Below are 23,940 nucleotides of genomic sequence, written 5' to 3'. Positions count from 1 at the left end.
ACCTGGCCGCTGTCGGGTCGGGTCTTGCCGGTGATGATGTCCATCATCGTGGTCTTGCCCGCCCCGTTGGGGCCGATGATGCAGCGCAGTTCGCCGTCGTCCACGGTCAGGTTCAGTCCGTTGATGGCGCGGAAACCATCGAAGCTGACGCTGACGTCCTCCAGATAGAGGATCGGCCCGTGGCGCACATCCACCGGCGACTGGGCCGGCACCATGAAATCGAACACGCGGTCCGGCCGCGCGATCTCTCGCAGCTTGCCGAAACGGGAGCCATCCGTCCTGCTCATGCACTCACCTCCTTACGCTCTCCCGTCCTGCGACCGAACCGCGTGCCCCGCCACGCCGAGATCACCCCGGCGATGCCACGCGGCAGCAACATCGTCACCAGCACGAACAGGCCGCCGAGAATGAACAGCCAGGCATCCGGCATCGCCCCCGTCAGCACCGTTTTCAGATAGTTGACCACCAGCGCGCCCAGCAAGGCACCGTAGAGCGTGGCGCGCCCGCCCAGCGCCACCCACACCACCACTTCGATGGAGAACAGCGGCGCGAAGGTGCTGGGATTGATGATGCCCACCTGCGGCACGTAGAGCGCCCCGGCGACGCCGGCGATCATCGCCGAGACGACGAACAGTGCGAGTTTGACGTGATCGACCCGGTAGCCGATGAAGCGCACCCGCGCCTCGGCATCGCGGGTCGCCACGCTGACCCGGCCGAGACGCGAGACGGTGATCGCTCGGCACAGCCAGAACGCCAGCAGCACCGCCATGCCGGAAGCCACGAACAGCGCCACGGTCATGTTTTCGCTCGCCAGCGAGAAGCCCAGCAGTTCGTAGAAGCGTGTCAGCCCCGTGCTGCCGCCCATGCCCATCTCGTTGCGGTTGAACGCCAGCATCAGCGCGAAGGTCAGCGCCTGAGTGATGATCGAGAAGTAGACGCCGGTGACCCGCGAACGAAACGCCAGCCAGCCGAACGCCAGCGCCAGCAATCCCGGTGCCAGCAGGATCGCCAGTGCCGCCACCGGAAAGTAGGTCATGATCGACTGCCAGCCGGGCAGCGGCGAGGTCTGGGCGTTGAGGTAGAGCCCCATGGCGTAGCCGCCCAGGGCAAAGAAGGCGCCATGCCCCAGACTCAGGATGCCGAGATAGCCCCAGATCAGATCCACCGCCAGGGCCAGCAGCATGTAGGTGAAGTACTTGCCCAGCAGCGCGACGGTCGCCCCGCTGACGTGCAGCGCGCTCGACGCCGGCAGCGCGTTGAGGATCAGCACCGCCAGCATGCCGACGATCAGCGCGAAAGTGGTCACCAGCGTCGAGCGGGACAGGAACGCCTGCCGGGATCGATCGCGTTCCTGCGGTACAGCCTGGATCGTCATGAGGTCCGCCCCTTGGGTGCGAAGATGCCCTGCGGGCGCTTCTGGATGAACAGGATCACGCCGACCAGCACGATGATCTTGGCCAGCACGGCACCGACCCACGGCTGCAGCACCTGATTGATGACACCGAGCGACATGCCGGCCACCAGCGTTCCCCATAGATTGCCCACGCCACCGAAGACCACGACCAGAAAGGAGTCGACGATGTAGCCCTGCCCCAGATTGGGCCCGACGTTGGTCAACTGCGACAGGGCGACGCCGGCGAGACCGGCCACGCCCGCACCGAGGCCGAACGTGAGCATGTCGACCCGGGTGGCGCGCACGCCCATGGCGCGCGCCATCGCCCGGTTCTGGGTCACCGCGCGCACTTCCAGTCCCAGCCGGGTGTAGCGCATCAGCGCCCAGAGCGCGGCGAAGACCGCCAGGCAGAACAGCAGCACGCCAAGACGGTTGAGGGTCAGCGACAGCGCCTCGTTGATCTGCCACGCCCCCTGCAGCCACTCCGGCGAGGTCACCCGACGGTTGAGCGGCGAGAACACCGTGCGCACCAGTTGCTGCAGCACGAGGCTGAGGCCGAACGTGGCCAGCAGCGTCTCCAGCGGGCGCCCCTTGAGGAAGCGGATCACGGTGCGCTCGATGACGACGCCGAACCCGCCGGCGACCAGGAATCCGCCGGGAATCGCCAAGGCCAGCGCCAGGCCCGGCTGACCGGGGAGCGCCTGCTGGATCAGCCAGGTGGTGTAGGCGCCGATCATGATCAGCTCGCCATGGGCCATGTTGATCACGCCCATCACGCCGAAGGTGATGGCCAGGCCGATGGCGGCGAGCACCAGAATCGAACCGGCGCTCAGGCCGAAGAACAGGGTCTGTACGCGATCGTACCAGGCGCGCTTGCTCTCGATGCCGTCGAGTACCGACTGCGCCTCGGCGGCGAGCGCGGAATCACCGGCGGCGATCGGGGTCAACGCGTTGCGCACGCGGGTGTCGAGGTTGCCCCGCAGCGCGTCCAGCGCCTCGGCATCGCCTTGCTGGAGATCGTAGAGCGCCAGCGCCACATCGAGCTGGCCGCGGACGGCATCGCTCTCTTCGTCGTCGCGCATCCCGCGCACGCGATCGGCGTTGTCGGCCGTGACTTCGCCGACCAGGCGCTGCGCTGCCGACAGCCGAGAGGCTTCATTGCCAGCGCTCAGCGACAATGAAGCGAGCAGCCCCTCGATCCGCGTGCGCAGCTCGTTGTTGATCTTGAAGATGTCCACGGTGCGCCGGGTGCCGGTACCGGCATCCTCGAAGGTGATGGCATCGATGATCGGCCATTCGCGGCCACTGTCGTCGGTGACGATATAGAAACGATCGCCACGACGCTCCTTGCCCAGGCGGCCGTCGAGCAGCGCCTGCAACCAGCGCGTCTTCTGCTCGGCGCCACTCTCGGCGATCGCCTGGGCGGCGTCGCCCTTGGCCTGAAAACTGCCGGTATCGAGCGCCCCCAGCAGCGCCCGTGGCTCTCCTTTCGCCTGCGCCTGGGGCTCGCCCTTCGACGCTTGCACCTGCGATTCGCCGGAGGCGGCCGAAGCCTCTGAACCGATACCCAGACCGCAGGCCATCAACAGGCACAGCAGCATGGGAATCGTGAGCCTGCGCCTCGGCGCCGGGCCTTTCCATCCTGTGGTAAAGCTCATGATGTCGCCCTCGAACACGGTCTGCCATCAGCTCCAAACAGCGACACCGACGCCCCGGGCGGGCATCGGTGTCGGCAGAACCGGCTCAGTCGGCGCCCGGGCCGTCTTCGCAGGTCATCGACTCAACGTCGAGCTTGCCGCAGCGCAGCGGGGCTCTCCAGTCGCTGATCAGATTCTTCGACTCCGGCAGGTAATCCGACCAGGCGTCACCGGCGACGGTCGTCGGCGTCTGCCAGACCACGCTGAACTGCCCGTCGTCCTGGATCTCGCCGATCATCACCGGCTTGGTGATGTGGTGGTTGGGCATCATGGTGGAAGCGCCACCGGACAGATTGGGTACGGTCACGCCGATGATCGAATCCTTGACCGCGTCGACATCGGTGGTCCCGGCCTTCTCGACCGCCTGGGTCCACATGTTGAAGCCGATGTAGTGCGCCTCCATCGGATCGTTGGTCACCGCCTCGTCATTGCCGGTGTAGGCGACCCAGTCGTCGATGAAGTCGTAGTTGGCATCGCTGTCGACGCTCATGAAGTAGTTCCAGGCCGCCATGTGGCCGACCAGCGGCGCGGTATCGATCCCGGTCAGCTCCTGCTCGCCCACCGAGAACGCCACCACGGGGATATCGCCCGCCGAGATGCCCTGGTTGGCTAGCTCGTTGTAGAACGGCACGTTGGCGTCGCCGTTGATGGTCGAGACCACCGCCGTCTTCCGCCCCTGGCTGCCGAAATCCTTGACCTGGGAGACGATCGACTGCCAGTCGCTGAAACCGAACGGCGTGTAGTTGACCATGATGTCGTCGTCGGCAACGCCATTCGCCTTGAGATAGGCCTCCAGAATCTTGTTGGTAGTGCGCGGATAGACGTAGTCGGTGCCCAGCAGCGCCCAGCGTTCCACGCCCTGGCTCATCAGGTAGTCGACCGCCGGAATCGCCTGCTGGTTGGGGGCTGCGCCGGTGTAGAAGATGTTCTCGGAGGACTCCTCGCCTTCATACTGCACCGGGTAGAACAGCAGCCCATCGAGCTCTTCGACCACCGGCAGCACCGCCTTGCGCGAGGCCGACGTCCAGTTGCCGAAGATGACGTCGACACGGTCGTCGCCGGTCAGCATGTCACGGGCCTGTTCGGCGTAGAGCGACCAGTCCGAGGCCGGATCCATCACCACCGGCTCCAGTTGGCGACCGAGCAGGCCGCCGGCCTCGTTCTGCTTGTCGATCAGCATCAGCATCTCGTCTTTCAGCGTCGACTCGCTGATCGCCATGGTGCCGGAGAGCGAGTGCAGGATTCCGACCCGGATCGGGCCCTGGTCCTGCGCCGCTTCCTGGGCGAGGGCGGTACTACCGAAACCGGCCAGCCCCAGCACGATGCTGGAACCGGCAATCCACTTGCGAAGGGAGGTTGTTGTCATCGGATTCTCCTGGTCATGACCCTTGGTGATCGGCCTGATGATCCAGACCCGGCCACGGGCGTGGATCTCGACTGGACAACCCGATGCATTTTTCGTGCCTTGATGACTGATCGCGAGAATCTTGTATACAAAAACCGGGAAAGACAGCCAAAATTCGACAAAATGGCCGTTATTGGTGCACGCAGGAAGCGTCTATCGCACGCCTCCTCGCTTTGCTGGTGCAACCGGGGGTCCCGCCGGCCGACCTCTGCACCGCAATGGGTACGAAAACGCCGTCACGGAATGCGAATGCGCCATGGAGGTGCACGGATGTTTGAGGCGATCCGCCGAGACCGCCTCCGAGGCCTCAGAAATACGACGCCTCGAGCGCCATCAGCCCTGACGGTCCCGCCGCGATCTGGCGCTCCAGCGCTTCGGCCTGCGGTAACTGACGGCTCAGGAAGTGCTGCCCCACGATCAACTTCGCGCGATAGAAATCGGCCCCGGATGGACCCTGGTGGGCCAGGCCTCGCTGCGCTGCGCGAGCCGCCTTCCACCACATCCAGGTGTAAACCGCATAGCCCACCAGATGCAGGTAATCATGGGCTGCCGCGCCCGCCGCTGCCGCATCCGCTCCGGCCGCCTCGATCACGGCGTCGCTGACTCGCTCGAGCCGGCTCAGCTCGGTTTCGAGCGCCTCCCGGAACGGCCGCAATTCGGGGGACCCGATAGCGTCACCGTCGAGATCCGCCCTGATCCGCCCGGCAAGGCGCTCGACGTAAGCTCCCCGGTTGCGCGTCAGCTTGCGGCCGATCAGATCCATGGCCTGAATGCCGTTGGTGCCCTCGTAGATCATCGCGATTCGCGCATCGCGCACGAACTGCTCGGCGCCCCATTCGACACAATAGCCGCTGCCACCGTAGAGCTGCTGGGCCTCCACCGTGGTCTCGAAGCCGCGGTCGGTCAGAAACGCCTTGGCCACCGGGGTGAGCAGCGCGACCAGCTCCCCGGCCTCCTCGCGCACCTGGTCATCGGGATGATATTTGGCGCGATCGAGTTCACGGGCAACGAAGGCGGCAAACAGTCGACCGCCTTCGTTCCAGGCACGAGCGTTGAGCGCCATGCGCCGCACGTCCGGATGGACCAGAATCGGATCGGCGGCCTGATCGGGCTCGGCAGCAGCACCCGGTGCACGGCTCTGGCGACGCTCATGGGCAAAGGCGATGGCGCTCTGATAGGCGACGTCGCCCAATCCGAGCCCCTGGATGCCGATCGAGAGCCGCTCGTAGTTCATCATCGTGAACATCGTCGCCAGGCCCTGATGGGGCGCGCCAATCAGGATCCCCTCTGCGCCCTCGAAATGCATCACGCAGGTGGCGCTGCCGTTGATACCCATCTTGTGCTCGAGCCCGCCACAGACCACCCCGTTCGCCTCCCCCAGCGAACCGTCGTCCAGCACCCGGCGTTTCGGTACCAGGAACAGCGAGATCCCCTTGGCGCCCGGGGGCGCATCCGGCAGCTTGGCCAGCACCAGGTGGACGATGTTCTCGGTCAGGTCATGCTCCCCGCCGGTGATCCAGATCTTGCTGCCGGTGACCGCGTAGCGGCCGCCATCGATGGGCACCGCCCGAGTCCTGATCAGCCCAAGATCGGTGCCGCAGTGCGGTTCGGTCAGACACATGGTGCCCAACCAGTCGCCGGCGTAGAGCCGCGGCAGATAGCGGGCCTTGACCGCGTCGTCGGCGTAAGCGTCGAGCAGCAGCCCGGCACCGTTGTTGAGTGTCAGATAGAGGGCGAAGCCGGTGTTGCTGGCGTAGAGCAGTTCGTCGAAGGCCTGGGTCAACAGTTTCGGCAGGCCCTGCCCACCGTAGGCAGGGTTGCCGCCGAGGCCGCACCACCCGCCCCGCGCCATCTCCTGAAAGGCTTGGCGAAACCCGCCCGGCGTGGCCACCGCGCCGTCCAATATCACGCACCCCTCGGCGTCTCCACGCTGATTGAGCGGAAACAGCTCCGCTTCGGCCAGGCGAGCGGCTTCCTCGAGGACGGCATCGGCCAGCTCGGCGTTGAAATCGGCGGTCGCCGGCATGGCCTGCCACTCCTGCTCGGCCTGAAACACCTCTTCACGGACGAACCGCATGTCCACGAGCGGCGCGCGATAGTCTGCCATTCGAACTCTCCCGGAGATTCAAACATTCGTTTAAATACAGCTGGGACTATAGGCGACAACCCCAGCGCGTTTCACTCTGACCTTGGTCTACTCCTCGCGTCGTCGCCAGAACAGGATCGAGAGTCGAAAGCCGCTATCATCGCGCTATCGGTCGCGATCAGCGGCGGGGAAACTTCGGGTTTCTCGCCAAGACGGTTGGAAGCACCGACTTGATTCAGGATAATTGGGAAACTTGCGTGTTCCGGCGGATACGCCAGACTGTGTGCTCTGCCTGGACCGGGTGGGCACGCACTGGCATGCCCCCCGGACGACGCAAGGGAGCGCAAGGGAATCGTCGCCGCGCGAGGGCGGCCTCGAACTGACTCATCAAACAATGGAGACGGCTAGTGGCTCAAGACGCCAACAATCAGCCGGATGCGCCGCAGGAAGGCATACCGGCACCAGAGGGTCCCGCCAATCTCATCGATACCGATTATGTGATTGGCCAGGACAATATCCAGACCAATAGATTTGGTTTCAACGTCGATCTGCACGGCAAGGTCTTCTCGATCTCGTCACTGCTGATCCTGTTCTTCGTCATCATCACGCTGGCGTTGCCGGATCAGATGGGGCCGATCTTCAACGGGGCGAAGAGCTTCCTGACCGACAACTTGAGCTGGCTGTTCCTATTCGCCGCCAACATCTTCGTGCTGCTCTCCGTCGTGCTGATCTTCACGCCGCTGGGCAGGGTGAGAATCGGCGGCCTCCACGCCAAGCCGGACTTCAGCTACGCGGGCTGGTTCGCCATGCTGTTCGCGGCGGGCATGGGCATCGGGTTGATGTTCTACGGCGTCTCCGAGCCGATCACCCATTTCGGCACCTCCATGTCCGGTGATTCCTGGGCACCGCTGGGCGGCGCCGAAGGCAACCCGGCAGAGGCACAATCGCTGGCCATGGCGGCCACGATCTTTCACTGGGGCCTGCATCCCTGGGGTATCTACGCGATCGTCGCGCTGTCGCTGGCACTGTTCTCCTTCAACAAGGGCCTGCCACTGACCATGCGCTCGATCTTCTACCCGATTCTGGGTGAGCGCATCTGGGGTTGGCCTGGCCACGTCATCGACATCCTGGCGGTATTCGCGACGCTGTTCGGCCTGGCGACATCATTGGGTCTCGGCGCCTCGCAGGCATCGGCCGGGCTCAACTATCTGTTCGGCATCCCCAACACCAACGTCACCATGGTGCTGCTGATCATCGGCATCACGCTGATCGCGTTGACATCGGTCATGCTGGGCGTGGACAAGGGCGTGCAGCGCCTGTCGCAGATCAACATGGCTCTCGCGTTCCTGCTGCTGCTGTTCGTGATCGTCGTTGGCCCGACCCTGCTGATCGCGACCGGCTTCGTCGAGAACATGGGCTCCTACCTCAAGAATCTTCCGGCACTGTCCAACCCGTTCGGCCGCGAAGACACCGACTTCATGCATGGCTGGACCGCCTTCTACTGGGCGTGGTGGATCTCCTGGTCACCGTTTGTCGGCATGTTCATCGCGCGCGTCAGCCGCGGCCGCACGGTACGTGAATTCCTGATCGCGGTGCTGCTGGTACCGACCCTCGTTTCCGTGCTGTGGATGACCGCTTTCGGCGACACCGCCATCGATCAGCTCGTCAATCAGGGCTTCGACGGCGTCAAGAACGCAGCGCTGGAGTTGCAGCTGTTCGCCATGCTGGGCCAACTGCCGTGGACATCAATCACCTCGTTCGTCGGCATCATCCTGGTCATGGTGTTCTTCATCACCTCTTCGGACTCCGGTTCGCTGGTCATCGACTCGATCACCGCCGGCGGCAAGGTCGATGCGCCGACGCCGCAACGTGTCTTCTGGGCCCTGATCGAAGGCGCCATCGCCATCGCCCTGCTGCTGGGCGGAGGCCTGACGGCTCTGCAGGCGGCGGTCATCGCCACCGGCTTGCCATTTACCATCGTGCTGCTGGCCGCGTGCTACGCGATCATCCAGGGGTTGCGATCCGAGCCTCGTGGCTGACGACCTCGTTGCAGACGAGCATCATGAAAGCGGGCGGCTCCTGGAGCCGCCCGCTTTTTCTTTCGTCGGCGGGCTCGTCGCGCCCCGCCGGTAGCCGGCTCAACGCCACAGCGCGCCGACCGGCGTCTCCCAATCGTAGTGGTAGAGAATCTGCGCCTGCAGCAGCTCCGCCGTCGCCAGCGAATCGATCAGTGCGTGGTGTCCGGTATAGGCCGGAAGGTGATAGCGCTGGCGGCTCTCGTGCAGGCGAATCGACGCCATCGGTCGCCCCGCCCAGCGACGCAGTCTCGCCCACCAGGACTGCCGGTGGATCCGCGCCTCCAGCGACATGGTGTCGATCATCGGCATCAGCAGGCCATCGCCCAGCCGTTCTCGTATCGCGGCGTCGAGGAACGTTCTTTCCAACTGTCGGTAGTGCACGACGACCAGGCGGCCCGCGAGCATGGCCAACAGCTCATCGATGATAGCGGTGAAGTCGGGGGCGTCCGCCACCTCGGCGTGGGTGATGTGGTGGAAAGCGACCGATTCGCCGCTCAGCTTGCGGCGCGGTGACAACACCCAGTAGCGGCCGTCGGCCGGCCGGATCCGGGACAGGGTGAAAGGCATCACCCCGACACTGACGATGTCGTGACGGCTGCTATCCAGGCCGGTGGTCTCGAAGTCCATCGCGACCAGCGGCGCCTCGCCGATGGGTGTCTCGGGGTCCAGCGTTCCTCCGGCGAAGAAGCTGGCCAATCGGGGCTCGCGAACCCGCTGCGCGCGCGAGGCCATGTAGTCCGGCCAGGTCGGCGTGCTCTGCCCTCTCGCGGCGCGACGCAAGGTCATCGGCGGCTCCGCTGCGAAGCCTGGCTGGCGGAGCCTGCCGAGGAGGAGGTGTGGGTCTTGGAGGAACCCGACTTGGACGGCATGCTGTAGCGGAAGGAGAGGAACTTCTGGGCGTTGCTGATCGCTTCGAAGGCATCCTTCAGATGGTGGCGTTCCCGGCTGCCGATGTTCTCGGGATCGACGCTGTTGTCGGGCTCGGCGCCCCGCTCGATCGCATCGGCCTGATGGCGAATGCGGACCATCGACATGAACTCGAAGGCGTAGCGCAGACGCTCGGTGACGCCATCGGCCAGCAGTTTGGTCTGGGCGATGTCATCGAGGCGGGCAAAGCTGTTCTGCGCCTTGGAGCCGCAGGCCAGCGCATGCACGCGAACCAGGTCGGTCAGCGGCGCGGTTCCCCGGCGCTTGAGGTTGATCGACTTGCGATGTTCGCCGTCCTGCTCCATGACGAACTGACGGAAGAAGCCCAGCGGCGGCGTGCGATTCTTGGCGTTGCGTGCCAACGCCGCCAGAAAGACCGGCCGCTGCGGTGCCAGTTCGGCGATCAGGTCCTGCAACGCTTCGACCATGGGCGTCTCGCCATGCACTGGCGCCAGATCGAAGAAGATGGAGCTGTGCAGCAGCCGTTCGCCGTTGGGCTCGTCCATCCACTCGGTGAAATACTCCTTCCAGACCTGCAACGGCTGGCGCCAGCGCGGATTGGTCGCCATCACGTCGCCCTTGCAGTACGGATAGCCGCAGGCGTCGAGGCCGTCGCAGACGAACCTGGCCAGCGCCTCGAAATACTCGCCGTGCCGCTCGGGATCGTAGTCGTCATGGAGAACCAGCGCGTTGTCCTGGTCGGCATTGATGGTGGGCTCCTCCCGCGCCATCGACCCCAGTACCATGAAGCAGTAGGGTATCGGCGCCGGGCCCAGCTCGGCCTCCGCCAGCTCGATCAGGCGCTGCGTGAACGCCCGCCCGATCGTCGCCAGCGCCCGGCAGACCATCTCGGAGTTGGCGCCGTCGGCGACCATGCGCACGAACCCCGTGCCCACCTCCGGCGCCAGCCGTGCCAGCTGCTCGGGCGTGTTCTGGACGAAGATGTTGTTGACCAAAAACAGGCTGCTGTGGGTCTCGTGGCGAACGATATCGGAGAGGTGGAGCACGCCGACCGGCTGGCGCCGGTGCAGTACCGGCAGATGGTGAACCTGATTGCGCAACATGCACAGCATCGCTTCATAGACCGATTCGTCGGACTGGATGACGATGACTTTCCGCGACATGACCTCGCCCACCGGGGTCTGGGCCGACTTGCCCTCCGCCAGTACGCGGGTGCAGAAATCGCGATCGGTCAGAATGCCGTTGAGCTGCCAGTGCCGGCCGTCGGGGCCGGTGAAGGTATAGGCGGACTGGGTCTCGGTCACATCGACCACCAGCACGCAGGTGACGTTGGCGTCGCGCATCTGCCGGGCCGCCTGCTGCAGGGAGGTGGCGGCTTCGACCATCTGCGGCTGCCGGCTGATCAGCTTGCGCACCCGGGTCGTCATCAGGCCGCTGTCGTCGCGCTGCTGTTCCACCGTCACCTTGAGGCGCTGGCCACCGGTCTCCACGAACTCGGCGAAGTCGTCGTCCTCGTCGCAGATCGTCTCGAAGACATCGCCGGGGATGAAATAGATCAGCGTGTCCTCGATGGCGCTGACCGGATAGCGCACCCGGCGGTTGCTGCGCAGCAGGTCCGAGTAGCCGAAGATGTCGCCTTCGCTCAGGCGGTTGAAAAGCCGGCCGCTGCGCTGGTACATCTCCACCGCCCCGCTGCGGATGTACCACAGCGATTCGACCGGCTGGTCCTTGACCAGCAGTTCGCTGCCGGCCTGGAAATAGCGGATCTCGACCTCGCCGGCGATACGGTCGAGCAGCGCATCGGGAAGATCGTCGAACGGCGCGAACTGCGCCATGTGGCCACGGATATCCAACTGCTCAACGTTCATGCGCCTCTCCCCGTCGCGAGTTCTCATTGTCGAAGCGCCGGAAGATGGCGTCAACGACGACTTGGCCGCTATCCGGTTGATCTATCGATGGAAACGTCGAGGGTGTCGACCGGTAGGAAGATGACGCCGGCCATCCCGCCCACCCACCAGGCCCGGGTGCCAGGATCAGCGCTCGCCAGCGGCGGACTGCCTCAGGCGCTGTCGGCCCGGGAGAGCGGTGTGGGATGCTTGCCCTCGACCCAGCCCAGGCTGCCGCTATCGGTCGGCTTGAACCAGTCGAGACGCGAGGCCAACTCGACCACGCTGCCGATGACGATCAGCGTCGGCGGTCGAGGTTGATGATCGGCAAGACTCCCGGGGAGTCGTGCCAGCGTACCCAGATGCACCCGCTGGTTGGCCGTCGTGCCCTGCTCGATCAGCGCCAGCGGCGTGGCCGCGTCCAGCCCGTGTGCCACCAGCCGTTCGCGAATCAGCTCCAGCGCACCCAGGCCCATGTAGAAGACCAGGGTCTGGCCGCCCCGTGCCAGCGCCGGCCAGTCGAGGTCGCAGCTGCCGTTCTTGAGATGACCGGTGACGAAACGCACCGACTGGGCATGGTCGCGATGGGTCAGCGGCAGGCCGGCATAGGCCGCGCAGCCGGAAGCGGCGGTAATCCCCGGAACGACATCGAATTCGATCCCGGCGGCGACCAGCGCCTCGAGCTCTTCCCCGCCGCGCCCGAAGATGAACGGATCGCCGCCCTTCAGCCGAACCACCCGATTACCCGCCCTGGCCCAATCGACCAGTGCCTGGTTGATGCCCTCCTGCGGCACGCTGTGCCGGGAGCGCGCCTTGCCGACGTAGAAGCGCCTGGCGTCGGGCCTGGCCAGTGCCAGGATTTCCTGGCTGACCAACCGGTCGTGGATGACGATATCCGCCTGCTGCAGCTGCCTCAGGGCTTTCAGCGTCAGCAGGTCCGGATCCCCCGGACCGGCCCCGACCAGCGAGACGTGGCCGCGCCGCCAGCTGCCCGGCACCAGCCCTGCCGCGTTCTCGGCCGCGTCCCGGGTCGTCACCCGTGGCGGCAGGCGCACGCTGCACAGTGCCGGATGCGGCGGTACGAAAACCGCCACGCCGGCCTCCCGCGCCCGCGTGGCCACCTGGCGATCGCGCGCGGCGTCGCCACTGGCCACGAGCCATAGCTGGCCGATCCCCGGTTCCGGCTCGTCGCTGCGTACCGCCCAGCCCTGGCCCTGGCAAAGCGCCGCCAGCGCCGGCATCGTCGAGCCGGCGTGCACTGTCACCCGCGGCATCAGCCCGGCGACGCGCTGCGCCAGCGCCAGCGCCTCGCTGCCGCCACCGATCAGGTGCACGTCGAGCTGCGACGGGTCGTACTGCAGAGTCAGGGAGTCGGTCACGAATCGAGCCGTCATTGGAATGGGAGGAGCCGGCCTTAGATCGAAAAGCCGAAAAGAACGCAATGCTTATAGCGAAATTGTAAGACCACGACGCCGACGAACGAAGGAACGCTTTTTTTTAGCGTTATAACCAAACGCACCCTCGCCGCCCATCGGCGACGGGGCGCGTCGAGCCTACTCGACGTTGAGACGCGTCGATCCGCCCATGTAGGGCACCAGTACCGCCGGCAGATCCACGCTGCCATCGGCGTTCTGGTAGTTCTCCAGCACCGCCAGCAGGCAGCGCCCCACTGCCAGCCCGGAGCCGTTCAGTGTGTGCACCAGCTGCGGCTTCTTCTGCTCGGGGCTGCGGAAGCGCGCCTGCATCCGCCGCGCCTGGAAATCCTCGCAGTTGGAGACCGAGGAGATCTCGCGGTAGGTCCGCTGGCTCGGCAGCCACACTTCCAGGTCATAGGTCTTGGTGGCGCTGGCGCCCATGTCGCCAGTACACAGGGTCACCACGCGATACGGCAGTTCGAGCGCCTGCAGAATCGCCTCGGCGTGGCCACGCATCGCCTCCAGCGCCTCGTAGCTGGTCTCGGGGTCGACCACCTGCACCATCTCGACCTTGTCGAACTGATGCTGGCGAATCATGCCCCGCGTGTCGCGACCGTAGGCACCCGCCTCGCTCCGAAAGCACGGCGTATGGGCGGTCAGCTTCAGCGGCAGCGCGGCGTGATCGAGGATCTCGTCGCGCACGAAGTTGGTCAGCGGCACCTCGGCGGTGGGAATCAGGTAGTAGTCGCTGTCGGCGAGCTTGAACAGATCCTCGCCGAACTTGGGCAACTGGCCCGTCCCGGTCAGCGTCTCGGCATTGACCATGTAGGGCACGTAGCACTCTTCATAGCCATGATCCCGAGTCTGCGTATCGAGCATGAACTGCGCCAGCGCCCGATGCAGCCGGGCGATCGGTCCGCGCATCACGGCAAAACGCGAGCCGGTCAGCTTGGTCGCCATCTCGAAGTCGAGATAGCCGAACCGGGCCCCGAGATCGACGTGATCGCGCACCTCGAAGTCGAACTCGCGCGGTGCGCCCCAGCGATGCAGCTCGACGTTGTCGCTCTCGTCCGCCCCCTGCGGCACGTCGTCATGGGGCAGGTTGGGCAGCCCCGCGACCAGATCCTCCCAGGCCTGCTGCACCTCGCCGAGTTCGCGCTTGGCGGCGTCGAGATCGTCGCCGAGCTGGCCCACCTCCGCCAGCAGTGGCTGAATGTCCTCGCCGGCGGCCTTGGCCTTGCCGATCGACTTGGAGCGCACGTTGCGCTCGTTCTGCAACTGCTCGGTCCGCGTCTGCAGCTCGCGACGGCGGGACTCGAGCGACTCGAGCTGCGCGGTGTCGAGAGTGAAGCCCCGCAGGGCCAGGCGCTGGGCGACGAACTGCGGATCGCTGCGCAACAGCTTGGGATCGAGCATGACGAAATTCCGTTGGTTGAAATCGAAGACGGTGACGACAGGAATCGACCGAAGACGCACGACGACAGACGAACGTGTTGATGGTCATTCTTTGCGAGGGGAATATTGTAGGGAAAACCCCACCCCGGCACCATGCGCTACCGGGGATTCGTGTCACATCTCCGCCTGGCACGCTAAACTGTTCCACCCCGGTGCCCATGGCGCCACGGACCGGTTCCCGCCATCCCCGCGGCGCCGGGAATCGACAATCTGTCGGATGGGTCCCCATCCGATGAAGGCCGCCTGACCGGCCCGACGCGATGGCTTGATGCATGACAATGATGACACGCCTTGACCCGACCAGCGCCGAGCTGACGCTGCCCGAGCGCTATCGCCGCTTCCTCGCCGAGCTGGCCGCGGCCGGCTTTCGTGGCGATATCGCCGATGACGCGGCCAACCGCATCGTACTGGCCACCGACAACTCGATCTACCAGCGCCAGCCAGCGGCCGTTCTTTATCCCCGCGACGCCGCCGATCTCCAGCGGATCGCCCGGCTCATGGCGCAGGCAGCGTATCGCGACGTCGTGCTCGCGCCCCGGGGCGGCGGCACCGGCACCAACGGCCAGTCGCTGACCGACGGCCTGGTGGTGGACGTCTCCCGCTACATGAACCGGATCGTCGAGATCGACGTCGAGAACCGCCGCGTGCGCGTCCAGGCCGGCGTGGTCAAGGATCAGTTGAATGCTGCGCTCCGGCCCCACGGGCTGTTCTTCGCGCCGGAGCTCTCCACCTCCAACCGCGCCACGATCGGCGGCATGATCTCCACCGACGCCAGCGGCCAGGGCAGCTGCGAGTACGGCAAGACGCGCAACCACGTGCTGGCGCTGGATGTGGTGCTGCCCGGCGGCGAGCGACTCGAGAGCCAACCGCTGGACGACGCGGCCTTGACCGCCATGTGCCAGCGCGATGATCGGGTCGGCGAGATCCATCGCGCGGTCAGCGGCATCGCCGAGGCCGAGCGCGAGCGAATCGATGCCATCTTCCCGCCGCTCAATCGCTGCCTGACCGGCTACGACCTGGCCCATCTCACCGACGACCAGGGGCGCTTCGATCTCAATAGCGTCCTGTGCGGTTCGGAGGGCTCGCTGGCGCTGCTCAACGAGGCCACGCTCAACGTGCTGCCGCTGCCCCGGCATTCGACCCTGGTCAACGTGCGCTACGCCGGTTTCATGGAGGCGCTGCGCGACGCCAAGGCGCTGATGGCCGTGAGCCGTCCGACCTCGATCGAGACGATCGACGACCGCGTGCTGGCGCTGGCCATGGAGGATTTCGTCTGGGACAGCGTGGCGGCGTTCTTCCCCGCCGCCATCGATGCAGACGGCGAGCGCGGGACGCCGATTCGCGGGATCAACCTGGTCGAGTTCAACGACGACGATCCGGCTCGACTGGCCGATAGGGTGCGGGCCTTCACCGATCACCTGGGCTCGGACGCCAGCGTCGAGCGGCTCGGTTACACCCTGGCCGAGGGCCGCCCGCAGATCGGCCGGGTCTACGCCATGCGTAAACGCGCGGTGGGGCTGCTCGGCAATGCCAGTGGCGAGAAGCGCCCGATCCCGTTCGTGGAGGACACGGCGGTGCCGCCGGAAAGCCTGGCCGACTATATCGCCGAGTTCCGCCAGCTGCTGGATGCCCGCGGCCTGGAATACGGCATGTTCGGCCACGTCGATGCCGGCGTGCTGCATGTGCGCCCGGCCATCGACATGAAGGACCCAAACCAGGCGCGGCTGATCCGCGAGATCTCCGATCAGGTCGCGGCACTCACCCAGCGCTACGGCGGGCTGCTGTGGGGCGAACACGGCAAGGGCGTCCGCTCCGAGTACTCGCCGCGCTTCTTCGGCGAGCTCTACCCCGCGCTGCAGCGGGTCAAGGCGGCCTTCGATCCGTTCAACCAGTTCAATCCGGGCAAGATCGCGACACCGCTTGTTATCCCCCCCGATGATGCGGGAAAGACGTCTTTTCCCAGCCCGCCCGAAGCCGCGGGCAAGGCGGAAGATACCATCACGCACTCCGCAGCGCCGGGAGAGAGGTCAGGCGAGATCGGTATCGTCGACGGCCACGATCCCGGGCTGCTGGCGATCGACGGCGTCACCACCCGGGGCGAGCTGGATCGCCAGATCGACGAGCGGGTGTGGCAGGAGAACGCCAGCGCGGTCCACTGCAACGGCAACGGCGCCTGCTACAACTACGACCCCGCCGATGCCATGTGCCCCTCCTGGAAGGCGACCCGCGAGCGGGTGCACTCGCCCAAGGGCCGCGCCAGCCTGATGCGCGAGTGGCTACGCCGCCAGGGCAACGCCGGCGTCGACGTGCTCGAGGTGGCGCGGGAGCAGCGTCAGGCCGGCTTCAGTCACTGGCTCACTGCCCTGCCCGGCAAGTTCAAGCGCTCGCTGGCGAAACGCCGCGGTGAAGAGGACTTCTCCCACGAGGTCTACGACGCCATGGCCGGCTGCCTGGCGTGCAAGTCCTGCGCCGGCCAGTGTCCGATCAAGGTCGACGTGCCGGACTTTCGCTCGCGCTTTTTGGAGAGCTACCACAGCCGCTACGCGCGGCCGCTGCGCGACTATCTGATCGGCGGGCTGGAGTTCGTGGTGCCGCACCTGCAGCCGGTGGCGCCGCTCTACAACGCGCTGCTCGACAATCGCCTGATCGATCGCTTCCTGGCGCAACGCCTGGGCATCGTCGACAGTCCGAGACTGTCACGCGCCAGCCTCGGGAAGGTGCTCGACGCCTGGGGCGTTGCCGAGGCCACGCCGCTGACGCTGGGCAGGCTGACCGACGCCCAGAAAAGCCGCAGCGTGGTGCTGGTGCAGGACGCCTTCACCAGCCATTTCGAATCGCGGCTGGTGATGGACGTGGTCGAGCTGCTGTCGCGGCTCGATATCCGGGTCTTCGTCGCCCCCTTCCAGCCCAACGGCAAGCCGCTGCACGTGCAGGGATTTCTCGGCCGCTTCGGGCGGGTCGCGGAGAAGCAGGCCGCCCGGCTCCAGGCGCTGTCGCGTTTCGACGTGCCGCTGGTGGGCATCGATCCGGCGATGACGCTCACCTACCGCCAGGAGTACGTCAAGACGCTGGGGCCGCAGGCGGTGCCGGAGGTACTGTTGCTGCAGGAGTGGCTGCTGTCGCTGGGACCGTCGATACTGCCCCAGGGCTGGAACAGCGGGCGCATCGAGCAGCCCGACCCGGGCTATCGCCTGCTGAGCCACTGCACCGAGAGGACCAACGCGCCGGGCAGCCCCAGGGGCTGGCAGCAGCTGTTCGAGCGCTTCGGCCTCTCGCTGGGCCTGGTCGACACCGGCTGCTGCGGCATGTCCGGCACCTATGGCCACGAGGCGCGCCACCGCCGGACCTCGGAGACGATCTACGACCTCTCCTGGCGCGAGCCGGTGGAGGATCAGGCCAACGCGGGCCGGCTGCTGGCCACCGGCTACTCCTGCCGCAGCCAGGTCAAGCGGCTCTCCGATCAGGCGCTGCCGCACCCGCTGCAGGCGCTTTTGAAGCACGTCAAGGTCGCCGGCGCCATGTCTTGACGATGAGATAGGGCTAGACCACCGGCGAACGTCAGCAACCGTCGATCTCGTGCCATACTTTGCCGACTCATGGCCTGTCGCTTTACGTTCTGGCCTGTCGCCTCACGTTGTAGATAGGAGCGCCCTTCATGTCGAGCAGCTGGATTCTGGTCAATTTCATCGCCATCTGGACGGTAGCTGCCGTCACCCCGGGACCTAACTTCTTCCTGACGCTGCAGACGGGGATCGTACACGGGCGCCGGGCGGCGATGACTGCCGTCGCCGGGCTCGCCACGGGCACATTCGCCTGGGGGCTGTTTGGCTACTTCGGCATTGCACTGCTGTTTGCGCTGGCGCCGTGGCTCTACCTCACGCTCAAACTGGTCGGCGGTGTCTATCTACTGTTTCTCGGCGGACGACTGATTCTGCACAGCTTCCGCGGCGCAGGCGACGAGGCGGTCCACACGCCTCCCGGGCTCTCCGGTGGTCAGATCTATCGTCGGGGCTTGCTCACCGGTGCCTCGAATCCGAAGACGGCGCTGTTCGTTAGCAGCCTGTTCGCCTCGACGCTGCCGGCCCATGCACCGATGTGGATGGGCGTCGTCTGCATCGCCGCAATGCTGGCGGTCTCCGTGGGCTGGTACAGCCTGATCGCACTTGTCTCCACCACGCCGCGACTGCGCGTCCTGTATCGGCGCACGCGACACTGGATCGAATGTTGCGCCGGCGCCGTGTTCATGGGTTACGGCGGCCGACTGATCACGCTGCGCTGAAGTCGCGACACGCGAACGCGACACATCTGGAGCGGTCCCCAAAACCGCGTGACTCAACGGCCGTCTGTCATTCGAGCAACTGCGCTCTGATTCATCTATGCTCGGCGGCAATCCTTTACCAGGAGCCCGTCTCATGTCCGACACGCTTCACCTCGTCTGCCCCCACTGCCACGCGGTCAACCGGGTTGCCAGTACGCGCCTGGGGGATGCCCCGAACTGCGGTCGCTGTCACAACCTGCTGTTCACCGGCGAACCGCTGGCACTGGACTCCGCCAACTTCGACCGTCACCTGACGCGCAGCGATCTTCCGCTGCTGGTCGATTTCTGGGCCGACTGGTGCGGCCCCTGCAAGGCGATGGCGCCGGGATTCGCCAAGGCCGCGGGCGAGCTCGAACCCCACCTCCGCCTGGCCAAGCTGGATACCGAAGCGGCCACCGATATCGCGTCGCGCTTCGGCATCCGCAGCATTCCGACGCTGATCCTGTTCCGCGGCGGCCGCGAGATCGCGCGCCAGGCCGGCGCCATGGGGCAGTCGGACATCGTCGCCTGGACTCGGCGACAACTCGCCACACCCTGAAATCTGTCCGCCTCACGATTCGGCATTGCATCCATGCGGTGCCGCCGCTAGTCTGCGCGCCTTTTGCCACGCACCGGAGAGACCGCATGGAAAACGCCGCCCTTGCCCTGACCGGCATCGGCCTGCTGGCGCTGGGCTGCCAATGGCTCGCCTGGCAGATCCGGGTGCCGGCCATCCTGCCGCTGCTGATCGCCGGTATCGCCGCCGGGCCGATCACCGGGGTGCTCGATCCGGATGCGGTGCTCGGCGATCTGCTGTTCCCGCTGGTCTCCCTGGCGGTCGCGGTGATCCTGTTCGAGGGCGCCTTGACCCTCGATTTCCGGGAGCTGCGGGGTCACGGCCGCACCGTCAGCCGACTGGTGACCTGGGGCGCATTGATCACCGCGCTGCTGGCCATCGTGGCCGCGCACCTGATCCTCGGGCTCTCCTGGGAGATGGCCAGCGTGCTGGGCGCGCTGCTGGTCGTGACCGGACCGACGGTGGTCCTGCCGCTGCTGCAGTCGCTGCGGGCCCGCGAGCACGTCAGCCAGATCCTGCGCTGGGAAGGCATCCTGATCGATCCGATCGGCGCCATCGGCGCGGTCCTCGTCTATGAGTTCGTCGCCCTGGGACTCTCCAACGGCGCAGCGGCCCATACGTTAGTGAGCTTTGCCCAGACTGCGGTGATCGGCTTCGGCCTGGGGACGGCGGGCGGCTATCTGTGGGGCAGCGTGCTGCGTCACTACTGGCTGCCGCAACGCCTGCACAGCTTCGGCACCCTGATGATCATGCTGACGCTGTTCACCGCCTCGAACCTGCTGTTCCACGAGTCCGGCCTGCTGACCGTCACCGTCATGGGGGTGTGGATGGCCAACATGCGGGGCGTGCCGACCCAGCCGATTCTGGAGTTCAAGGAGACGCTGTCGATCCTGCTGATTTCGGGGCTGTTCATTCTGCTGGCGGCGCGCTTGAGTCTCGAGCAGCTGGGGCTGCTGTCGTGGGAGGCGTGGGCGTTCCTGGCGGTCCTGGTGTGGGTGGCGCGACCGCTGGCGGTGTGGGTCTGTACCTGGGGCAGTTCGCTCAACTGGCGGGAGAAGGCGCTGCTGGCCTGGCTCTCTCCCCGCGGTATCGTCGCCGCGGCGGTGGCCTCGCTGTTCGCGATCCGGCTCGAGGCGCTGGAGGTGCCGGGTGCGGAGCTGCTGGTCCCGATCACCTTCCTGGTGATCATCAGCACCGTCGTGGTACAGAGCCTGTTCTCGCGTCCGCTGGCCCGGTTTCTGAAGGTGGACGCGCCGACGGCGTCGGGCTTTCTGATCATCGGCGCCAACCCGGTGGCACGGGCCTTCGGTAGCGCCCTGCAGGAAGCCGGCTTCGCGGTGCGACTGTGCGATCACAACTGGGATGCGATCCAGGAGGCGCGGATGGCCAGCCTCCCGATCTACTACGGCAACCCGCTGTCGGAGCATGCCGCCCAGCATCTGGGGCTGACGGGCATCGGCCATCTGCTGCCGCTGTCGCCCTACCGCGAGCTCAACAATCTCGCCGCGCTGCACTTCGAACACATTCTCGGTCACGGCAAGGTCTTTCGACTGGCGGTGGAATCCTCCCGCAACGCCCGTCGCCACCATCAACAGGCGCTGGCCCACCTGCCGCTGCTGTTCGACGGTCACACCACCTTCACCCGCCTCTCCAGCCTGATCGGCCAGGGCGCGGTGATGCGCCACGCCAGGATCAGCGACAACTTCGACATCGAGGATTACCGCCGCATCCATCAGGACCGACTGCTGACGCTGTTCACGCTCTCCGCCAGCGGCCGCATCCGCATCGCCACCTCGGCCAGGCCGCTCAACCCCAAAGCCGGCGACACGCTGATCAGCCTGATCTTCCCCGACTCGCCCGAATTCTGACCGCCCCAGCCCGGCGATGCCTGGAAGCGGCCCTTTCTCCCCGCCAACGTGAAGCGCCGCCCCCTTTCATGGAGAGCGGCGCTCGAACGCCGGCGATGTCGCCGCCTGCGGCTAGAAAAACATCCGACGCAGCGCGCTACCGGGCTCTTCCTCGCGCATGAACGCCTCGCCCACCAGGAAGGCGTTGACGTCGAACTCCCGCATCCGCTCGACATCGTCACGACTGTGGATGCCGGACTCGGTGACGACCGTGATGCCCTGGGGGATCCGCTTCAGCAGTTCGAAGGTGGTATTCAGCGAGGTCTCGAACGTGCGCAGGTCGCGGTTGTTGATGCCCACCAGCGGTAGATCCAGCATCAGGGCCCGCTCGAGCTCGAAGATGTCGTGTACCTCCACCAGCACGTCCATGCCCAGGGCCGTTGCCTGCTGGTGGAGATCCTTGAGCTGCGCATCGCTCAGCGCCGCCACGATCAGCAGGATGCAGTCGGCACCGATTCCCCGGGCTTCGGCGATCTGATAGCCGTCGATGATGAAATCCTTGCGGATCACCGGCAGCTCGCAGGCACCGCGCGCGGCAATCAAGTCATCCTCGTGGCCCTGAAAATAGTCGGCGTCCGTCAGCACGGAAAGACAGCTCGCGCCCGCCGCCGCGTAGTCGGCCGCGATCTCCGCGGGTCGAAAGTCTTCACGGATGACGCCCTTGGAGGGGGAGGCCTTCTTGATCTCGGCGATGACGGCGGGGTCGCCGCCCTCGATACAGGCGTCGAGCGCGGCCACGAAACCTCTGGGCGCGGCCTGGGACTTCGCCCGCTCGAGCCACGCCTGCTCGCTGACGACAGGGCGACGCTCGGCAATCTCCTCGCGCTTGCGCGTCAGTATCTTGGCCAGGATGGTCGGCAGTTCACTATCGGCGACATCGGTCATGTAGCGGTTCCTGTTGGGCTTGTTCGGCGAGAACTCACTCGGCGAAGATACGCGTGAAATCGGAAAGCTCCTTGAGCTTTTCCAGCGGAAGTTTGGAAGCCTGGGCGTCCTGGGCCATCAACACGCCCTCTTTCAGCGAATCGGCGATACCGGCGGCAAACAGCGCCGCCCCCGCGTTGAGCGCGACGATATCGCCGGCCACGCCCTTGCCCACCAGCGCCTCCTTGACCAGCTTGAGGCTGTCCTCGGCGGTAACGACCTTCAGCGGTTCGAGCGATTGACGCTCGATGCCCAGCGACTCGGGGGTGATCGTGTAGTCGTGGATCTCGCCATCGCGGAGTTCGGCCACCCGCGTCGGCGCCGCCACCGAGATTTCGTCCAGACCGTCCTCGGCATGCACGACCAGTACGTGCCGGCTACCCAGCTTGCGCAGCGATTCCGCCACCAGCGGCACGAGATGGGGCGCATAGACACCCAGCAGCTGGTTGGGGGCGCCCGCCGGATTGGTCAACGGCCCGAGGATATTGAAGACCGTGCGCACCCCCATCTCTCTGCGCGGGCCGATGGCGTGACGCATCGCCTGATGGTGACGCGGCGCGAACATGAAGCCGACGCCGACCTGCTCGATACAGCGCGCGATGGTCGCGGCGTCGAGATCGAGATAGATACCCGCGACGTCGAACAGATCCGCACTGCCGGCTGAGGACGAGACGCCGCGGTTGCCGTGCTTGGCGACATGGCCGCCGGCAGCCGCGACGACGAAACTCGATGCGGTGGAGACGTTGAAAAGGTTGGCGCCGTCGCCGCCGGTGCCGACGATATCGACGACGTTGTCGCAGTCGATCGATACCGGCTGCATCAGCTCGCGCATGACCTGCGCTGCCGCCGTGATCTCGTCGGCGGTCTCGCCTTTCATGGCCAGCCCGATCAGGAAACCGCCGATCTGCGCTTCGGTGGCCTCCCCCGTCATGATCGCCTGCATGACGGCGTGGGTATCCTCGTAGCTGAGGTCCTGGCGGCGCATGATCGCGCCAATGGCATCCCGCATTTGCATGTTGGCTCCTCGCCTGTTCCAGTTAGCCGCGCCGTTTGAGGAAATTCGCCAGCAGCTCGTGACCTTGGCGAGACAGAATCGATTCAGGGTGAAACTGTACCCCTTCGATATCCAGCGTCTTGTGTTTCAGGCCCATGATCAGTCCCGGCGTCGGATCGTCGTCGCCGACCCAGGCCGTGACTTCGAGGCAGTCGGGCAAGGTCCCGGCATCCACCACCAGCGAATGATAACGGGTCACCTCGAGGGGGTCCTCGAGGCCGGCGAAAACGCCTTCGCCGCGGTGACGAATGCGGGACGTCTTGCCATGCATCACCTGCGGCGCACGCACCACATCGCCCCCGTAGACCTGGCCGATGGCCTGGTGCCCCAGACAGACCCCCAGTATCGGAATCCTGCCGGCAAAGTGGCGGATCGCCTCCATCGCTATCCCGGCTTCATTGGGCGTGCACGGGCCAGGCGACACCACCAGATGGGTCGGTTCGTGCTGCTCGAGACCGGCGATGTCCGTCTCGTCGTTGCGCACGGTCACCACATCCGCCCCCAACTCCCCCAGGTACTGGACGATGTTGAAGGTAAAGCTGTCGTAATTGTCGATCATGAGGACTGACATGGTGCAAGCTCCTGATATTCATACTAGATCGAGTAAAGGCCGTGATTGCTTACCCAGGTGATTACCCAAGTCGATCATTCCACCTATGCCAAACCCCACGAAGCGCAGCAGACAAACGAAAAATGCCGCCCCGAGGGACGGCATTTTCTACAGACGTCGGCATGCCGCCCTTGGATCAAAGGCGCCACCACCACTGGTTCGGTCTGAGCGTCGGAATCATGTTCATGAGCGGTATAGTGCCGTGGAGCGCCGATCACTGTCAACGCCGCCAGACGGGCGTCGCGGCCGGGGGCGCCGCCACCTCTCC

17 protein-coding genes are annotated in these 23,940 nt (G+C 65.8%); 5 read left to right on the top strand and 12 right to left on the bottom strand.

Annotated features, from left to right (window positions below):
• From Q0602_RS10795 to Q0602_RS10775, 5 genes are all read right to left on the bottom strand, one after another.
• The coding region (locus Q0602_RS10795) for an ATP-binding cassette domain-containing protein (protein ID WP_298842796.1) at positions 1–287 on the bottom strand (287 nt) is incomplete at its 3' end.
• Positions 284–1,375 carry an urea ABC transporter permease subunit UrtC gene (gene urtC / locus Q0602_RS10790; RefSeq protein WP_298842793.1) on the bottom strand — a complete coding sequence of 364 codons (1,092 nt, stop codon included), beginning with the start codon at positions 1,373–1,375 and terminating at the stop codon, positions 284–286. The genes urtC and Q0602_RS10795, both read right to left, overlap by 4 nt.
• Positions 1,372–3,051, bottom strand: coding sequence for an urea ABC transporter permease subunit UrtB (gene urtB / locus Q0602_RS10785; RefSeq protein WP_298842790.1), 1,680 nt, complete (start codon positions 3,049–3,051; stop codon positions 1,372–1,374). The genes urtC and urtB overlap by 4 nt, the downstream gene beginning before the upstream one ends.
• Positions 3,052–3,136: 85 nt before the next feature.
• A complete protein-coding gene (urtA, locus tag Q0602_RS10780; RefSeq protein WP_298842788.1) occupies positions 3,137–4,456 on the bottom strand; it encodes an urea ABC transporter substrate-binding protein in 1,320 nt (439 codons plus the stop codon).
• Positions 4,457–4,802: 346 nt separating this feature from the next.
• Positions 4,803–6,602: an acyl-CoA dehydrogenase C-terminal domain-containing protein gene (locus tag Q0602_RS10775; protein WP_298842785.1), complete on the bottom strand. Its 1,800-nt coding sequence runs from the start codon at positions 6,600–6,602 to the stop codon at positions 4,803–4,805.
• A 386-nt stretch (positions 6,603–6,988) separates the two neighbouring features.
• Here Q0602_RS10775 and Q0602_RS10770 point away from each other — a divergent pair, with 386 nt between their 5' ends.
• Positions 6,989–8,620 (top strand): BCCT family transporter, encoded by a 1,632-nt coding sequence (locus Q0602_RS10770; RefSeq protein WP_295034840.1) that lies wholly within the window; start codon positions 6,989–6,991, stop codon positions 8,618–8,620.
• A gap of 99 nt (positions 8,621–8,719) precedes the next feature.
• Here Q0602_RS10770 and Q0602_RS10765 read toward each other — a convergent pair whose 3' ends face one another.
• From Q0602_RS10765 to serS, 4 genes are all read right to left on the bottom strand, one after another.
• On the bottom strand, positions 8,720–9,445 hold the full coding sequence (locus Q0602_RS10765; RefSeq protein WP_298842781.1) for a 3'-5' exonuclease: 726 nt from the start codon (positions 9,443–9,445) through the stop codon (positions 8,720–8,722).
• Entirely contained in the window at positions 9,442–11,415 is a 1,974-nt protein-coding gene (locus Q0602_RS10760; RefSeq protein WP_295034843.1) for a DUF294 nucleotidyltransferase-like domain-containing protein, read from the bottom strand. Before Q0602_RS10760 ends, Q0602_RS10765 begins: the two co-directional genes overlap by 4 nt.
• A 191-nt stretch (positions 11,416–11,606) precedes the next feature.
• The gene (cobA, locus tag Q0602_RS10755) at positions 11,607–12,434 is read right to left on the bottom strand and encodes a uroporphyrinogen-III C-methyltransferase (protein WP_298842800.1); all 828 of its coding nucleotides are present in this window, start codon (positions 12,432–12,434) and stop codon (positions 11,607–11,609) included.
• A 552-nt stretch (positions 12,435–12,986) separates the two neighbouring features.
• The gene (serS, locus tag Q0602_RS10750; protein ID WP_295034845.1) at positions 12,987–14,264 is read right to left on the bottom strand and encodes a serine--tRNA ligase; all 1,278 of its coding nucleotides are present in this window, start codon (positions 14,262–14,264) and stop codon (positions 12,987–12,989) included.
• A gap of 317 nt (positions 14,265–14,581) precedes the next feature.
• Between serS and Q0602_RS10745 the strand changes: the two genes are divergently transcribed.
• From Q0602_RS10745 to Q0602_RS10730, 4 genes are all read left to right on the top strand, one after another.
• Positions 14,582–17,830 (top strand): FAD-binding and (Fe-S)-binding domain-containing protein, encoded by a 3,249-nt coding sequence (locus tag Q0602_RS10745; RefSeq protein ID WP_298842777.1) that lies wholly within the window; start codon positions 14,582–14,584, stop codon positions 17,828–17,830.
• A gap of 128 nt (positions 17,831–17,958) precedes the next feature.
• Positions 17,959–18,582: a LysE family transporter gene (locus Q0602_RS10740; RefSeq protein ID WP_298842771.1), complete on the top strand. Its 624-nt coding sequence runs from the start codon at positions 17,959–17,961 to the stop codon at positions 18,580–18,582.
• 133 nt (positions 18,583–18,715) lie between these two features.
• A complete protein-coding gene (gene trxC, locus Q0602_RS10735) occupies positions 18,716–19,159 on the top strand; it encodes a thioredoxin TrxC (protein WP_149433886.1) in 444 nt (147 codons plus the stop codon).
• Between the two features lie 86 nt (positions 19,160–19,245).
• A complete protein-coding gene (locus Q0602_RS10730) occupies positions 19,246–21,045 on the top strand; it encodes a sodium:proton antiporter (protein WP_295034850.1) in 1,800 nt (599 codons plus the stop codon).
• Between the two features lie 111 nt (positions 21,046–21,156).
• Here the strand turns inward: Q0602_RS10730 and trpC are convergent, their stop codons facing one another.
• From trpC to Q0602_RS10715, 3 genes are read right to left on the bottom strand one after another with little or no spacing between them, the layout of a single operon-like run.
• Positions 21,157–21,969, bottom strand: a complete 813-nt coding sequence (trpC, locus tag Q0602_RS10725; RefSeq protein ID WP_298842767.1) for an indole-3-glycerol phosphate synthase TrpC — start codon at positions 21,967–21,969, stop codon at positions 21,157–21,159.
• Positions 21,970–22,003: 34 nt separating this feature from the next.
• Positions 22,004–23,023: an anthranilate phosphoribosyltransferase gene (trpD, locus tag Q0602_RS10720; protein WP_298842764.1), complete on the bottom strand. Its 1,020-nt coding sequence runs from the start codon at positions 23,021–23,023 to the stop codon at positions 22,004–22,006.
• A 22-nt stretch (positions 23,024–23,045) separates the two neighbouring features.
• Positions 23,046–23,633 carry an aminodeoxychorismate/anthranilate synthase component II gene (locus Q0602_RS10715; RefSeq protein WP_298842761.1) on the bottom strand — a complete coding sequence of 196 codons (588 nt, stop codon included), beginning with the start codon at positions 23,631–23,633 and terminating at the stop codon, positions 23,046–23,048.
• Between the last annotated feature and the right edge of the window lie 307 nt (positions 23,634–23,940).

The sequence above is a fragment of the uncultured Salinicola sp. genome, assembly GCF_937921195.1.
GTDB lineage: Bacteria > Pseudomonadota > Gammaproteobacteria > Pseudomonadales > Halomonadaceae > Salinicola.
Note: the sequence above shows the minus strand (reverse complement) of the source record. Positions and strands in the feature narration are given on the sequence as shown.